Origin of the sequence: Serratia sp. CMO1, from assembly GCF_015689115.1 — a bacterium.
Classification (GTDB): domain Bacteria; phylum Pseudomonadota; class Gammaproteobacteria; order Enterobacterales; family Enterobacteriaceae; genus Serratia; species Serratia marcescens.
The window spans coordinates 1,285,301-1,299,364 of the sequence record NZ_CP065032.1; the positions used below are offsets into that span (position 1 = coordinate 1,285,301).

At 60.3% G+C, this 14,064-nt stretch carries 14 protein-coding genes; 4 read left to right on the top strand and 10 right to left on the bottom strand.

All coding sequences use genetic code 11. The features are described from left to right. Positions 1-69: 69 nt before the first annotated feature. The 3 genes from IT763_RS06030 to IT763_RS06040 form a co-directional block, all read right to left on the bottom strand. Entirely contained in the window at positions 70-1,611 is a 1,542-nt protein-coding gene (locus IT763_RS06030) for an MASE1 domain-containing protein (protein WP_206195254.1), read from the bottom strand. Next, a complete protein-coding gene (locus IT763_RS06035; RefSeq protein WP_206195255.1) occupies positions 1,611-2,240 on the bottom strand; it encodes a response regulator transcription factor in 630 nt (209 codons plus the stop codon). The genes IT763_RS06030 and IT763_RS06035 overlap by 1 nt, the downstream gene beginning before the upstream one ends. A 371-nt stretch (positions 2,241-2,611) precedes the next feature. Beyond that, positions 2,612-3,376, bottom strand: a complete 765-nt coding sequence (locus IT763_RS06040; RefSeq protein ID WP_048794765.1) for an arylamine N-acetyltransferase — start codon at positions 3,374-3,376, stop codon at positions 2,612-2,614. Between the two features lie 158 nt (positions 3,377-3,534). Between IT763_RS06040 and IT763_RS06045 the strand changes: the two genes are divergently transcribed. Then, entirely contained in the window at positions 3,535-4,155 is a 621-nt protein-coding gene (locus IT763_RS06045) for an HD domain-containing protein (RefSeq protein ID WP_016928662.1), read from the top strand. Here IT763_RS06045 and IT763_RS06050 read toward each other — a convergent pair. Genes IT763_RS06050 through pyk form a run of 3 tightly spaced genes read right to left on the bottom strand, consistent with a single transcriptional unit; the run spans position 4,115 to position 7,222 of the window. Further along, the gene (locus IT763_RS06050; protein ID WP_033641030.1) at positions 4,115-5,047 is read right to left on the bottom strand and encodes an AEC family transporter; all 933 of its coding nucleotides are present in this window, start codon (positions 5,045-5,047) and stop codon (positions 4,115-4,117) included. The two genes, IT763_RS06045 and IT763_RS06050, sit on opposite strands and share 41 nt — an antisense overlap. A 7-nt stretch (positions 5,048-5,054) precedes the next feature. Then, on the bottom strand, positions 5,055-5,789 hold the full coding sequence (locus IT763_RS06055) for a TSUP family transporter (RefSeq protein WP_033641029.1): 735 nt from the start codon (positions 5,787-5,789) through the stop codon (positions 5,055-5,057). Beyond that, positions 5,789-7,222, bottom strand: coding sequence for a pyruvate kinase (gene pyk / locus IT763_RS06060; protein WP_206195256.1), 1,434 nt, complete (start codon positions 7,220-7,222; stop codon positions 5,789-5,791). The genes IT763_RS06055 and pyk overlap by 1 nt, the downstream gene beginning before the upstream one ends. Before the next feature lie 303 nt (positions 7,223-7,525). On the opposite strand from pyk, the gene IT763_RS06065 reads away from it, so the two are divergent. Further along, the gene (locus IT763_RS06065) at positions 7,526-8,278 is read left to right on the top strand and encodes an SDR family NAD(P)-dependent oxidoreductase (protein ID WP_049299456.1); all 753 of its coding nucleotides are present in this window, start codon (positions 7,526-7,528) and stop codon (positions 8,276-8,278) included. Here the strand turns inward: IT763_RS06065 and IT763_RS06070 are convergent. Beyond that, entirely contained in the window at positions 8,263-9,159 is an 897-nt protein-coding gene (locus IT763_RS06070) for a LysR substrate-binding domain-containing protein (RefSeq protein ID WP_049299457.1), read from the bottom strand. The two genes, IT763_RS06065 and IT763_RS06070, sit on opposite strands and share 16 nt — an antisense overlap. 117 nt (positions 9,160-9,276) lie before the next feature. Here IT763_RS06070 and IT763_RS06075 point away from each other — a divergent pair, with 117 nt between their 5' ends. Next, positions 9,277-10,056 carry a 2OG-Fe(II) oxygenase gene (locus tag IT763_RS06075; protein WP_049299458.1) on the top strand — a complete coding sequence of 260 codons (780 nt, stop codon included), beginning with the start codon at positions 9,277-9,279 and terminating at the stop codon, positions 10,054-10,056. Between the two features lie 37 nt (positions 10,057-10,093). On the opposite strand, the gene ansP is transcribed toward IT763_RS06075, so the two are convergent. Both ansP and IT763_RS06085 read right to left on the bottom strand, forming a co-directional pair. After that, entirely contained in the window at positions 10,094-11,560 is a 1,467-nt protein-coding gene (gene ansP, locus IT763_RS06080) for an L-asparagine permease (protein WP_028127655.1), read from the bottom strand. A 432-nt stretch (positions 11,561-11,992) separates the two neighbouring features. Further along, a complete protein-coding gene (locus IT763_RS06085) occupies positions 11,993-12,430 on the bottom strand; it encodes a PACE efflux transporter (protein ID WP_016928654.1) in 438 nt (145 codons plus the stop codon). 112 nt (positions 12,431-12,542) lie between these two features. Between IT763_RS06085 and IT763_RS06090 the strand changes: the two genes are divergently transcribed. Continuing rightward, positions 12,543-13,436: a LysR family transcriptional regulator gene (locus IT763_RS06090; protein WP_016928653.1), complete on the top strand. Its 894-nt coding sequence runs from the start codon at positions 12,543-12,545 to the stop codon at positions 13,434-13,436. Between the two features lie 16 nt (positions 13,437-13,452). On the opposite strand, the gene IT763_RS06095 is transcribed toward IT763_RS06090, so the two are convergent. Beyond that, positions 13,453-14,016 (bottom strand): DedA family protein, encoded by a 564-nt coding sequence (locus IT763_RS06095; protein ID WP_025301947.1) that lies wholly within the window; start codon positions 14,014-14,016, stop codon positions 13,453-13,455. Between the last annotated feature and the right edge of the window lie 48 nt (positions 14,017-14,064).

Consider the following 14,064-nt stretch of genomic DNA (forward strand, 5'->3'; position numbering starts at 1 on the left):
GCTGACTATAAGAAGGTGAAAGGGAAAGGGGATGAGAGAAAGTCCGGAGTGGCTAAGACTTTTTCCTAGTTAGTCGGCGGTTTGTTGCAAATTTGTGGGCAGGTTAACAATTACTCGGGTGCCGCACTGCGTTTCCAGCGTCAGTTCGCCGCCGAGCGCGCTGACCCGTTCGCGCATCCCCTGAATGCCGAAGCCGGGCACTTTGTCCGCACGGATGCCGATGCCGTTGTCCCGCACCTCGAGGTGCAAAAGCTCACCCTGTTGATGCAAGACGATGGCGACTTCGCTGGCTTCGGCGTGTTTGCACACGTTGTTGAGCAGCTCTTGCAACAGCCGGTAGAGGGTGAAGCGCACCGTCTCGCCGGCGGGCGTGTCGATGAGTCGGTAGTCGAAACGGCAACGGATGCCTCGTTCGCTGAAGGCGAATTCATTCAGCAGGTGGTGAAGCGCGTCTTTGAACGCCAGCTCGTCCAGCGCGGGCGGGCGAAGCTGGCGCAGCAGCTGGCGCGTGGAGTGATGAATGCGCCGGGCGAGATCGGCTATCTGGTTCGCGGCGGCCTGGGTTTGCGCCGGATCGCGCGCCCGCTTGACCAGCTGCGACTGAATTTGAATCGCGGTGATGTTCTGGCCGATTTCATCGTGCAACTCGCGCGCCAGGTTTTTCCGCGTGTCTTCTTCGGTGTGGATCAGTTTTTCGGTCAGCGCCCGCCGCGCCGCCAGCTCTTCTTCCAGCCGTCGGCGATAATGGTGCAGGTTTTGCGCCAGGTGTTGCTGGCGGCTGATGGCGATGCCCAGACCGATGCCGAGCAGCGCCTGCGTCGCCAGAAAGATTTCCAGCTCGACCAGATTGCCGAACCCCACGCCGACCTGCCGGGCGAGGGTGATCATCATGCTGCCGAGCAGGCCGGACAGTACGCCGCCCTGCCAACCGAACTTCCACGCCATCACCACGTTCGGCAGAAACACCACGATCAGCAGCAGGCGTTCGATTTCCGGCGACAGCACCATCTGGGTGCCGATGCCGATAACGAAAAACAGGCTGCACCAGATGATTAAGGAGGCGCGCAGCGGCGGGTTGGTGGTGTCCAGCCCCAGCAGGTGGTAACGGTGCTGCTGGCGCAGAAATTCAAAGATCAGGTAGACGAACGGGGTCAGCAAGACGCCGCCGGTAAACGACGCCAGGCCGAGCAGCATCGCCGGGCTGTGCGCGAAAGACGCAAGCAGGGCGGTATTGAGCAACGAGGCGGCGGTCACGGCGGCCAGCAGCAGCGTCAGCCGCTGCCAGTAGAGCGGAAAACGGCGCCAGAACCGCTGCGCGAGCGCGGCCGGGAGCAGGGTGATGAACGGCGCGGCCAGCAGGCTGTAGCCGCTCAGCAGGCGTTCGCCGTGCAGCCAGAACAGCAGCAGTACCGGCGGTATCATCAGGGCGGGCCAATAGCGGCGCGCCAGCAGGATCAGCAGCGCGAGATAGACGCCGTGAGGCAGAAACAGCGCCGCCTGATTGCCGTTGTGGGTCAGGTAGAAACCGAGCGTCCACAGCATCAGCCAGCCGCTGCCCCAGGCCAACAGGATAAACAGCGAGATAACCCAGGGCCGGAAGCGGGGTGACATCAATGCCCCGCCAGCAGCTGATGGTCGAGGGCGAAATGCACCAGCTCGATGGTGCTGTTGCACTGCAGCTTGCCCAGGACGTTGGCGCGATGCACGTGCACCGTTTTATGGCTGAGATCGAGCTTGAACGCGATCTCCTTTACGCTGTCGCCTTTGACCAGCAGATCGAAGATCTCGCGCTCGCGCGGGGTCAACGCTTCCAGCGCCGTGGCCGGCTGCTCGCCGCCGCGCAGCGCCCGCAGCGCGTCGGCGCACCGGTAATGGCCGCCCATATCGACGGAGCGCACCGCCTGCACCAGTTCTTCCGGCCCGCAGCGTTTGGTTAGATAGCCGCTGGCGCCGGCATCCAGCGCGCTCTGCACGAAGGTCGGGGAGTCATAAATGCTGAGGATGATCGCGCGGAACTGCGGCTTCTGCGCCCGCAGGCGTTTCAACAGGCTCAGGCCGTTTTCATCCGGCATGGCGATGTCCATCACCGCGACGCTGACGTCGTCGCGCAGCAATGCCGGCCAGGCTGCCGCCGCGCTGCTGTATTGCCCCACCACGTTGAGATCGTCTTCGAGGCTGAGCAATTGCGCAAAGCCGGAGCGCACCACCACATGGTCATCCACCAGTATCACACGGATCATTTTCGCACTCTGTTGCCGAATCATGACCCTATGATGCCTGCCGCCGCGGTGCTGGCAATCAGCCAAGCGCGGTTATGCAATCGATGTAACAGAATCGTAATAAAAGGATACCGTTGTGCGTAATGCTGGTCACTTAAGCCTGACTGGCATTTTTTTATCCAGTCTCTGTACGTGGCGTGCAGGATGAATTGCCCTAAATGCCCAGAATTTCTCTGTTACTACAATGAACGGCAATTGGAGGGGCCGCGCCTTCGGCCCCTGGCTCGGTCGAAGCGTATGAGCCTCATGGCGCATCTCATCTTTATCGACCGAAAACTGCACAAATACGTTCAGAAAAACGCTAACTGACCAGTATTACGCCGCCGGCGCCGTCAACGATCCAAATCGATGGCGAAATGCTGCCACAGCGCGGCGCGGCGTTCCTCTTCCGAATGCAGCGTCGTTTCGTGGCGCTGGTGATCTTCGGTCACGATCAGCTTCATGTCGCTGAGGGTCACCCGGCCGTGTTCCGTCGGCCGTGAACACACCAGGCGTTGGGTGAAATGCGACTGCGGCGAGGTGCTGTGGAACCGGCACATCTCGTCGAACTCGTGCAACTCGCGCGGCTGAACGGTAAAGCGATACAGCGTTTTGGCATGCGAGCGTTGGTCGCCGTTGCGGCGCTCCAGCAGGTAATACTCGCCTTCCCGCTCCAGGTGGAAGGTGCCGCTGGCCTGCGGTTGCGGCTCGGCGGCGACGATCTTCAGCGGCGTCAGGAAGGAATCGCCGAAACCGACGTCCACCAGCCAGGCCTGCTCCGCCAGATCCACCCGCAGCGCCAGATGGTCGTAGGGCGGGCCGAAATGGCCGTCGCGCGCGCGGATCTCGCCGGAGATGAAGCTCACCTTGAAACCGATCTCCCGCAGCAGCAGGGCGAACAGCGTGTTCAGCTCATAACAGAAACCGCCGCGGTTACGCTCCACCACCTTGCTGAACAGCGCTTCGGGCGCCAACTGAATGCCCTGATGATAAATAATGCTCAGGTTCTCGAACGGTACGCTCAGCATGTGGCGATGGTGCAGCTGTTGCAACGTGGGGAGATCAGGGCGGGCGGCGCCGGCAAAGCCGATATGCTGCAGGTAGCGTTGGGTATCCACAGGGTGTCTCGCATGAGAAAAAGTAGGCATAAAATAGCGGGCTTTGCGGCGTTTGTGAGCGCATTACGTGCTGCGTTGTCGGCATAACTCATAACCAAATCGACTCAGATGTCAGCATGGCTGCCGTTACACTGAATCGATATGGATAAGGAGAAAGTATGGATTTAACCTTGAAAGCGCAGCGATTTGCCAATGACGCTCATCATGCCTGCAATCAGCGACGCAAGTTCACCGGGGAGCCGTATATCGTGCATCCTGCAGCGGTGGTGGATTTGCTGCAGCGGGCTAAGCCGACGCCAGAAATGGTCGCCGCTGCCTGGCTGCATGATACGGTAGAAGATACGGCGGTGACCCTGGCGGATATCCGGCGAGAATTCGGTCCGACGGTCGAGCGTTATGTGGAAATGTTGACCGACGTGCAGCCTCGCAGCTACGGCGGTGAGCGTCTGCACCGTAAAAATGCCAATCTGCGGCACAGCGCGCAGGCCTGTGCGGAAGCGCAGACCATCAAACTGTGCGACTTGATTGACAACAGCAAGAACATTACCGATTACGATGTCTCCTTTGCCCGTCACTATCTGGTGGAAATGGCGCGCTTATTGGCTGTTTTATCGGCGGGCGAGGCCGGCCTGTTGGCCTTGGCCCGCCGACAGTGTGCGGAAGCGGTCGAGCGCATCAACGATCGTCATGGAGACGACGGCTGGTTCGACGCGTTGTGGCGGAAGTATGAGGCCCATCTTAAGCTGGATGAGCTGAAAACTGGGTCAGCAGCAAAATAACAGGAATGGTGACCGCCGCCAGCAACGTTTGGATCGTGATGATACCGGCCGACAAGCGATGATCGCCGCCCAGCAGTCTCGCCATGATGTAGGCGGAAGGTGTACAGGGTAAGGCGTTAAACAGGACGATAGTCGCCAGCACCGGGCCGGAGATGCCCAGGGTGATGCCGATTCCCAGCGTCAACAGCGGTACCAGCAGTAACTTGACGAAGGACGATTGCAGTACGGGGCCCTGCGCCGTACGCGCCGCCTGTATATCCAGCCCTGCGCCGACCGCCAGCAACCCCAATGGTAGAGAGGCGCCGCCGAGAATGGTGAGAATGTTCTCCAGCGCCGCGCCAAGCGACCAGCCGCTGGCGTTGAAGGCCAGACCGGCCAAGACCGAAAGGATCACTGGGTTTTTCCCCAGCGCTTTGGCGATCTGTTTGCCGCCGGGGCGGGTACCCTGACCGTAATGCATCAGTATGACAATCGAGGCCACGTTCAACAGCGGGATGGCGACGGCGATGCTGATGGAGGTCACCGTCAGGCCGGTGTGGCCGAAAGTCGCCGCCGCTGCGGCAACCCCGATGTAGGTATTGGGGCGCAGAGCGCCCTGTATGACCGAAGAAAAAACCGGCCCGGGCTGTTTTAGCCAGATTCGCCAGAGGTACAACGACAAGGCGCCAATCAGGACAGCGCCCAGTACAGACAGGGCAATCGGCCGCACCGGAAACTGGCTGAGGTCGGCTTTGCCGACCTGGATAAACATCAGCGCCGGGAAGAGATAAAAGTAATTCAGCTTTTCGCAGGGCAGCCAGAAAGCCCGATCGATCAGGTTCTTGTGCCGTAGTGTGAATCCCATGGCGATTAAAAATATCACCGGGATCAGAGAAAAGAGAGTCGTCGTCATGGGGAGCCTATAAATAGCCTTTAGTGAGAACGACCACGCCATAGAAGGCAATAAAGCCGGTCACCATTTTTTCATAAACGGGAGCGCTGGCTCTCTTGAACAGCAGATTGCCGACGACCAGATACACCAGTAGAGCCAGCGGTGCCGCGGTGAAACCGTCGAGGCTCAGGGCTTGCCATTTAATGCTGGCCAGCGTGGCCAATTGAATTAAACCGAACATCAGGTAGTAACGGGAGACGGTGGTTCTTATCTCCAGTTTCTCGCGATGGCTGGCGGCAGCGTAGAGTGCCAGCAAGGCGCCACCCATGTTGGTGACGCCATGTATCAGACCCATGACTGCGACATAAGCGCGCTGATGTTTGCCGAGATAACGTTTCAATGTTTCTTGCAGTGACAGACGAAAGCGCATCAAGGCGGAAAACAGCAGGATGGCGCCCACCAGCAGATCGACATTCACTTTCACCGTCGAATGCAAGACCAGGCTCAGCGCCAGAATGACGAAAATGGCGCAAATCAGCATATTGACCTTTTCGCGAGCGGGAAAAGCAATGCGGCGGGCGCCAAGCGTCTGCGTCAGAGAGATCAGCACCGACGACGGCAGCAGCAGCCCAAGTACGGAGGAGAAATCAACGCCCAGCATTAATAGCGTCGGTGTACCGAACACCAAGATGCCCATGCCGAAAACCGATTGGATCACGGCAAATAGCGCAATCACCAGATAGAACAACGTATGATTATCCATCAGGCCACCTCTTCTTTCCGGTGAGGTTCCCGCGCCGCGTCAGATTGCAGGTAGGCATCGGCGCTGAGCGTGCGCAAGATATTCCCGCTGATATGCTGATTGTCTTGCTGGGCGCTGACCAGCAGCAAAACATCGTGCCGATTTATCAATCCATTGTCTGACAGGACATTCAGAGCCAAACGTTCGGTTTCCGGCTGTGTCAGATCGACCCGAGGCAATGTCAGGCCGGTGATGCCTGGCAGCATATTCCAGCTGCGCACCGTCGCCGCATCGTTGCCGAATGCGACGATCGGGATGCCGATGTTGGCCATGGCGGCGATGCGCACGCTGTAACCTGTGCGAGAAAACACCACCACCCGGGAGATCGGCAAGGCGCGGATAAGGGCGCCGACAGCCTGTCGAATATCGTCAACCTGCGCAGGGGGGGATGAGTGGGGCGCATGCGCTAAATGCTGTTCCGCCTGATGGGCTACGCTGGCGATACGGGCAACGGCCTCCAGAGGATAGCGGCCTACGGCGGTTTCACCGGAGAGCATCACCGCCGCGGCGCCATCCAGCACCGCGTTGGTGATGTCGCTGACCTCCGCTTTGGTTGGCAGCGGGTTCTCTATCATGCTGTGCAGCAATTCCGTCGCTACAATGGTGGGTTTGCCCGCATGGGAGGCGGCTAGGAGGATCTGTTTTTGGTAGAGAGAAACGCGGTCGATCGAGGTTTCTACCGCCAGATCGCCGCGATCGATCATGATAACGTCGGCGGCGGCGATGACTTCCTCCAGATGCTCTATGCCGCCGCTGTTTTCCACTTTCGCCACGATGCGGGGCGTATCGCCTCCGATCAGCGTTCTGATCGCGTTGATGTGTGCCGCGCTTTCGACGAAGCTTATGCCGATGTAGTCCACTTGATGTGCTTTGGCGAAGGCGATCATGTCGCGATCTTTCTCCGTTATCAGCGCCTGCCCGAGATCGATGCCAGGCACATTGATGCCTTTGCGGCTTTTCAGTTGGCCGTCCATGTCGGCCTGCAGGTGGATGTCCCGATCGACGATGTTAACGACCTGGAACGAGAGGGTGCCATCATCGGCGAAAACCTTATCGCCCACCGTCAGCCGTTCATGCAACCGGCCGTACCCCACCGGGACTTTTTCCTCCCCGTTATGCGAGGTATCGGTCGTGAGGATCAGCGTTTGCCCTTTAGTGAATGAGGGTTCGTGTTTCAGTTGCAATGTGCGGATTTTTCTACCGGGAATGTCCAACAGCACCGGCGTATCCGGCAACGTTTTACGCAGCAGGGCGATGGTTTCCGCATGCCAGTCGAGCGTGTTGTGCGAACCGTTCAATCGGGCGACGGACATGCCGGCTTTTTCCAGCGCTGCCAACGTGTTGATGTGGCGAGAGGCGGGGCCGATGGTAGCGATAATGCGAGTCTTTGCCATGATAAATGCTCCGAAAAGTTAAGATGCATTTATCTATGACAGTTTTGTGACAGCGGGGAAATAGGGGTTTAATCTAACTAATATATAAAAAGTTATAATGAGTTTTGGCGTCAGAGTGGGTGCGCCTTATACATTTAATGATGAAAATAAAATGGTTATACAATTTACTTCCATCGTATAGATAAAATATTGATAAGCATTACTCCTTTTATTTCTCGCCGTATTGGGCATCACTGCTGCCGCAAACTGTCACTTGCCGGCGCTAGCCTGTTCCCCTGAGTTCAACGTTGCAGGAGAACGGCTATGCAAGATTTCAAACATCGGGTGGCGCTGGTGACCGGCGCGTCCACCGGCATTGGCGAAGCGATCGCCGCCGAGCTGTTTCGGCGCGGAGCCACGGTGGTGATGACCGGCCGCCACGCAGCGTCTCTCACCGCCGCCGCCGCGCGGCTCGATCCCGACGGCCGGCGGGTGATGACGTTGCGGATGGACGTGCGCGATGCGCAGTCGGTACAGCAGGGTATTGAAGAAACCGTGCGGCGCTGCGGCGCGCTGCATCTGCTGGTCAACAACGCCGGGATCACCGGCCCGCACGAGGTGGATATCGATCGGTACGCGGTCGACGATTGGCATGAGGTGATCGCCACTTGCCTGAGCGGCACGTTTTTCGGTATGAAGTATGGCCTGCCGGCGATCGTCGCCGGCGGCGGCGGGGCGGTGGTGAACCTCTCTTCCGCCAACGGCGTGGTGGGCATTGCCGGGATCGCACCTTATACCGCCGCCAAGCATGGCGTGCTGGGCCTGACGCGCTCGGCGGCGCTGGAATTCGCCACGCGCGGCGTGCGCGTCAATGCCGTCGGGCCGGGCTATGTGGATACGCCGGCGATGGGGGAACTGCCGGCGTCGGCGCGGGCGCAGATGGCCGCTTCGCACCCGATGGGGAGGATGGCGACGCGGGAAGAGGTGGCGAAAACGGTGGCTTTCCTGCTTTCGGACGACAGCAGTTTCACCACCGGCGCGTTTTACAGCATCGACGGCGGTTATACCGCGCGCTGAGCCAGCGCCTGCAACCAACGGAGAAACGCCGCTGCGCCGGGTTTTTCCAGCGTGCGCGGCGGGTAAACCACGTAGTAGGGTTTGCTGAGCGGCAGCGCCGGTTCGGCCAGCGTGACCAGTTGGCCCTCCGCCAGTTCACGGGCGATCAGCCGCCGCTGGCCGAGCAGCACCCCGTGCCCTTGCACGGCGGCGTCGATGGCCAGCGAGGTCAGGTTATAGGTCAGCCCGCGCCGCGGCGGCGGCGACCGATCGGCGGCGGTGAACCACTCGTGCCAGCCCGGCAAAAACTGGCTCTCCTTGCCCCAGTCGACGTGGATCAGCGGCAGCTGCGTCCAGTCGCCGCGATCGCGCAGCGCCGGGCTGCATACCGGCTGCACCCGATCCTGAAACAGCCGCGCCTTTTCCAGCAGCGGGTAATCCTGATCGCCGAAGCACAGGGCGAAATCCGCCGCCGAATGGGCGAAATCGACCGCCGCATGGGTCGCGTGCAGCCGCAGATCGCCGTCGGGGCACTGCGCCAGCCAGTCGCCCAGCGCCGGGTTCAGCCATTTGGAGGCCAATGCCGGCAGGGTGAACACCGTTAGCGTCTGCTTGCCGCGCTGGCGTTCCACGTGCTGCTGCGCCACGCGCAGCGTTTCAAACGCCTCCTGCACGTAGGCCAGGTAGTCCGCGCCCTGCTCGGTCAGCGTGACGCCGCTTTTGGCGCGAATGAACAGCGTGATGCCCAGATGTTGTTCGAGCTGGCGGATCTGCTGGCTGACGGCGGCGGCGGTCAGCGCCAGCGCATCCGCCGCGCGAGCCAGGCTGCCGGTGCGAGCGGCGGTTTCGAACGCCAGAATGGCGCTCAGCTTGGGCAAGCGCGCACGGGACGGTGAGTGCATGAGAAGGGCTTATCGCTAAGAATTCGTTAGCTTATCCATAACGTATTTTTGTTATGGCGGCAATGCGGCATTCGCTACAGTGAGAGGCATCCGGCTTTCGCACACGAGGGGAACGTCATGCCGTCACTTGCCGATATTATCGATCTGTCCGCCCATCCCATCGACGACGCCGCGTTCCGCGCCCGTTGCCAGCAAACGCTGGCGCGCGCCGGTGCGCTGGTGCTGCCGGGATTTCTGCGCGCCGCCGCGCTGGCAACGGTAAGGTTGGAGGGCGCCGAACAGCACCATGCGGCGTTTTATGCCACCAGCCAACACAACGTGTACCTGCGCCCGCAGGACGACGCGCTGCCGGCCGATCACGCGCGCAACCGGCTGGTGTCGTCGTCCAAGGGCTGCATTACCGACGAGGATATTCCGCTGCAGTCGCCGCTGCGCGCGCTGTACGACGCCCCGGCGTTTCGCGAGTTTCTCTGCGCGGTGTTGGATGAGGCGCAGCTGTATCCCTACGCCGATCGGCTGTCGTCGATCAACCTGCATTACGCCCACGCCGGTCAGGAGCTGGGCTGGCATTTTGACAACTCCTCGTTTGCCATCACGCTGCTGATCCAGAAACCGCAGGCGGGCGGCCGTTTCGAATACGTTGAGAACCTGCGCGACGCCGATCGCGGCGAGATGAACTATGCCGGGGTCACGCAGGTGCTGGACGGTGAGCGGGCGGTCAAACAGTTGGCGATCGAGGAGGGGGATCTGGTGCTGTTTCGCGGGCGCAACGCCATGCACCGGGTGACGCCGACCGAAGGCGACACCACGCGCATGCTGGTGGTGCTGGCCTACAATGCGCAGCCGGATGTCATGCTGTCGGAAAGCGCCAGAATGACCTTTTACGGCCGGTTATAGCGGATAAAAAAACCGCCCCGGAGGGCGGTTTGTCGATTCAGCGCGGGTTCTGCTCTTCGTGAGCCTGCTGCTCCAGCTTCACTTCCTGCGCGCGCTTGCGCAGGCCGAACCAGCCCAGCGTCAGCAGCACCGCCAGCACCGGAATGGTGGCGATGGTCCAGGTGCCGTTCGGGTAGTCGAACGCCATCATCACCACCACGATCAGCAGGAACGCCAGCGTCAGCCAGGAGGTGAACGGCGCGCCCGGCATTCTGAACGATACCGGCTGCGCACGGCCTTCGCGCACGGCTTTGCGCAGGCGCATCTGGCAAACGATGATAAACGCCCAGGAGGCGATGATGCCCAGTGAGGCGATGTTCAGCACGATCTCGAATACCCGCGACGGCACCAGGTAGTTGAGCACCACGCCGATCACGTAGATGCCGCAGGTAACCAGGATGCCGGCGTAAGGCACCTGCTGGCTGCTCATTTTAGCCATCAGCTTCGGCGCGGAGCCGCCCATCGCCAGCGAACGCAGGATGCGGCCGGTGGAATAGAGGCCGGAGTTGAGGCTGGACAGCGCGGCGGTCAACACCACGATGTTCATGATGGTGCCGATGTAAGGCACGCCCAGCTTGCTGAAGAAGGTGACAAACGGGCTTTGGCCGGCCTGATAGGCGTTCCACGGCAGCAGCAGCACCAGCAGCACCACGGAGCCGACGTAGAACAGACCGATGCGCCAGATCACGCTGTTGATCGCTTTGGGCATCATTTTAGCCGGATCTTTACACTCGCCGGCGGCGGTGCCGATAAGCTCGATGCCGGCGAAGGCGAAGATCACCCCTTGCACCAGCACCAGCGCCGGCAGCAGGCCGTGCGGGAACATGCCGCCGTTTTCGGTGATCAGGTGCATGCCGGTGGTGTGGCCGGCGACCGGGGTGCCGGTGCCGAGGAAGACGACGCCGACAATCAGGAACAGCGCGATGGCGACGACCTTGATCAGCGCGAACCAGAACTCCATTTCGGCGAACCACTTCACGCCGATCATGTTCATGGTGGCGACGATGCCGAGCGCGCCGAGGGCAAACAGCCACTGCGGCACGTCGGCGAAGGTGCCCCAGTAGTGCATGTACAGCGCCACGGCAGTGATGTCGACGATGCCGGTCATCGCCCAGTTGAGGAAATACATCCAGCCGGCGACGTAAGAGGCTTTCTCACCGAGGAATTCGCGGGCGTAAGAAACGAAGCTGCCGCTGGAAGGGCGATGCAGCACCAGTTCGCCCAGCGCGCGCAGGATGAAGAAAGAGAAGATCCCGCACACCAGGTAGACCAGCGCCAGCGCCGGCCCGGCCAACTCGAGACGGCCGCCGGTACCGAGGAACAAGCCGGTACCGATGGAGCCGCCGATGGCGATCATTTGGATTTGCCGGTTGCCCATGCTTTTGTGATAACCGGATTCATGAGAGTCTAGCCAGCGTCTTCTGGCGGCGTGTTTGTCATCCGCCGACTTTTTTTGTGAGTGCATTATCCGTCCTGTTTACCTGTCTATGTTAACCCTGCTCTTAACGAGAGCAAACGATTGCTATGACCAATCGTCATGAGAATGAGGTCGTGGCATCATTCCGCTGTTTATTGTGTATACAGCCATCATTAAAATAACGGCGAAGCATGCTACCTTTTCTCCGTAATGGTGGCAAAAAATACTGCGCATAAAACGTGAACAATTGTGTTTATTTTTTAATCCAAATATAAAAGGATATATTATTCAAAAAGATGTGATGTTTTATCAAGACGGAAATATCGAAGAATAAAAAGTGATTAAAATCACAAAATAATAATTACCGTGCAAATTACAGGGTGTTGTTCTTATATTTCGCGGTGAGAATTAAGGGGGAAGGAAATGGCGACCCGCGCAGAAAATGGGATCAGCAGCGGGTCGGTGGGTGCGTAGCGAGTCTTAGGCCGATTCACCGGCCGGCAGGGCCGATGCGGGCAGGCCGAACAGCTTGTCGAACGCCCAGTTAAACAGGAAGGTGTAGCAAGGAATGATGACGATCAACGCCATATCCAGCAGCAGCGCCTGCCACAGCGTGATGCCCATCCACCAGGCGATCAGCGGGATCAGATACACCACCAGCGTCAGCTGAAAGCCGACGGCGTGCAAAATGCGGCGTTTGAGCGTGCGGGTGCGCGACGCCTGGCGGCTTTCCCACCACTCGAATAAATAGTTGTAAATAAAGTTCCAGCTGACCGCAATGGTGGTGATCACCACCGCCAGCGGCCCGGTGCTGCTTGGCGCATGGCCTGACAGCAGCGCCAGCCCCAGCGCCGAGATCGCCATGCCGATGATTTCATAAGCGGTGACATACACCAGTTTGCGTTTGACGCCTTGCATCGTTTTCTCCCGATCTGTTTTTAGTTGCCTCTGTGGCGACGGCGGCTAAGATAACGTCAATTACATTGATAGAAAAAGTCAGGAGCTGTCAGTTTTATTGACAAGTTAAACAATGAATTTCTCCAGCGACAATATCGAACTGTTTTTGGCGGTGCTCGATCGCGGCTCGTTTTCCGCGGCCGCCCGCGCGCTGCGGCGCGTGCCGTCCGCCGTCAGCATGGCTATCGCCAACATGGAGGCGGAGCTCGGTTTTGCCTTGTTCGACCGTTCTCACCGCGAACCGACGCCGACCGCGCTGGCGCTGGCTCTGGCGCCGCACGCCCGCCTGATCGCCGGGCAGCTCAAGCAACTGCAGGTGCACGCCATCGAACTGTCTCAGGGGCTGGAGAGCCGGCTCTCAATCGGCGTGGCGTCGGATATCAACGGCGCCGGCCTGCTGGCGGCGGTGAAAACGCTGTCGCAGCGTTATCCGCTGCTGAACATCGAAGTGCTCAGCGCGCCGCAGGACGACGTGCTGCATATGCTGCATCAGGAGCGCGTCGGCGTTTGTCTGGCGTTTGGCGGGCTGAACATCAACAGCGCAGAACAGTTCCACTTCGTCGGCGCGGAGTCGCTGGTGGCGATGCTGTCGCCGCAGCACCCGGCGCTGGACGGCGCGGCGGGCGAGCTGTTTCTCGAGGATCTGGTCAACGTGCGGCAGATCATGGTGGCCAGCCGCGATCTGCCGATCGGCGATCTGCGCCCGCAGGTGGCGGAGGCGTATTGGCGCACCGACAGCCTGCCGATGGCGCTGAACATGGTGGAGGCGGGCCTGGGCTGGGGCAACTTCCCGCTGTCGCTGGCCGAGCCGCTGCTGGCGCAGGGGAGGCTGGTGCGGCTGAAATTCAAAAACACCAAGAACGAGCTGCGCTTGCCGATGCATTTGATCTGGCTGAAGAACCGCCCGCTGGACAAGGCGGCGCGCGAGCTGGTCGAGCTGATGCGCGCGGCACCGCAGGAAAGCTGACGCCCGCTGCGTTTGCTTACTCCGGGTGGCGTTTACGCCACCAGAAACGCACCAGCAGGATGGCGGCGATCGCCAGCGCGACAAACAGCAGGCCGGAGAGCTTTTTGTCGAAGCCGGTAACGAAGCGTTCGATCGCCTGGCCGCCAAAATAGCCGAGCATGACGAAGATCGTCGCCCAGAGAATGGCGCCGAGGATATTGAGCGGCACGAAGCGCGACGGCGGCAGGCGGCTGGCGCCGATCAGCACCGGGCCGATGATGCGGAAACCGTACATGAAACGCACCCCGATAACGAACAGCATCGGGTGGCGGGCGATCAGCCTTCTGGCGCGCGCGATGCGCTTTTCCTGCCCCTTGAGCCGCGAGATGACGCGGCCTTCGAACCGGCGGCCGGCGAAGTACAGCAGCTGGTCTCCCATCATGCCGCCCAGCGCCACCACCGCGATCACCCACGGCCAGTGCAGCAAGCCTTCATGGGCGGCGATGCCGCCCAGCAGCGTGATGGTTTCCCCTTCCGCCAGGCAGCCGATAAACAACGCCCAGTAACCGTAGTCCGTAATGTAGTGGGCCAAATCGGTCATTCCTTGCTCCTTATGTGGCTGACGCATAAGGGCAAGTATACGCCCGAT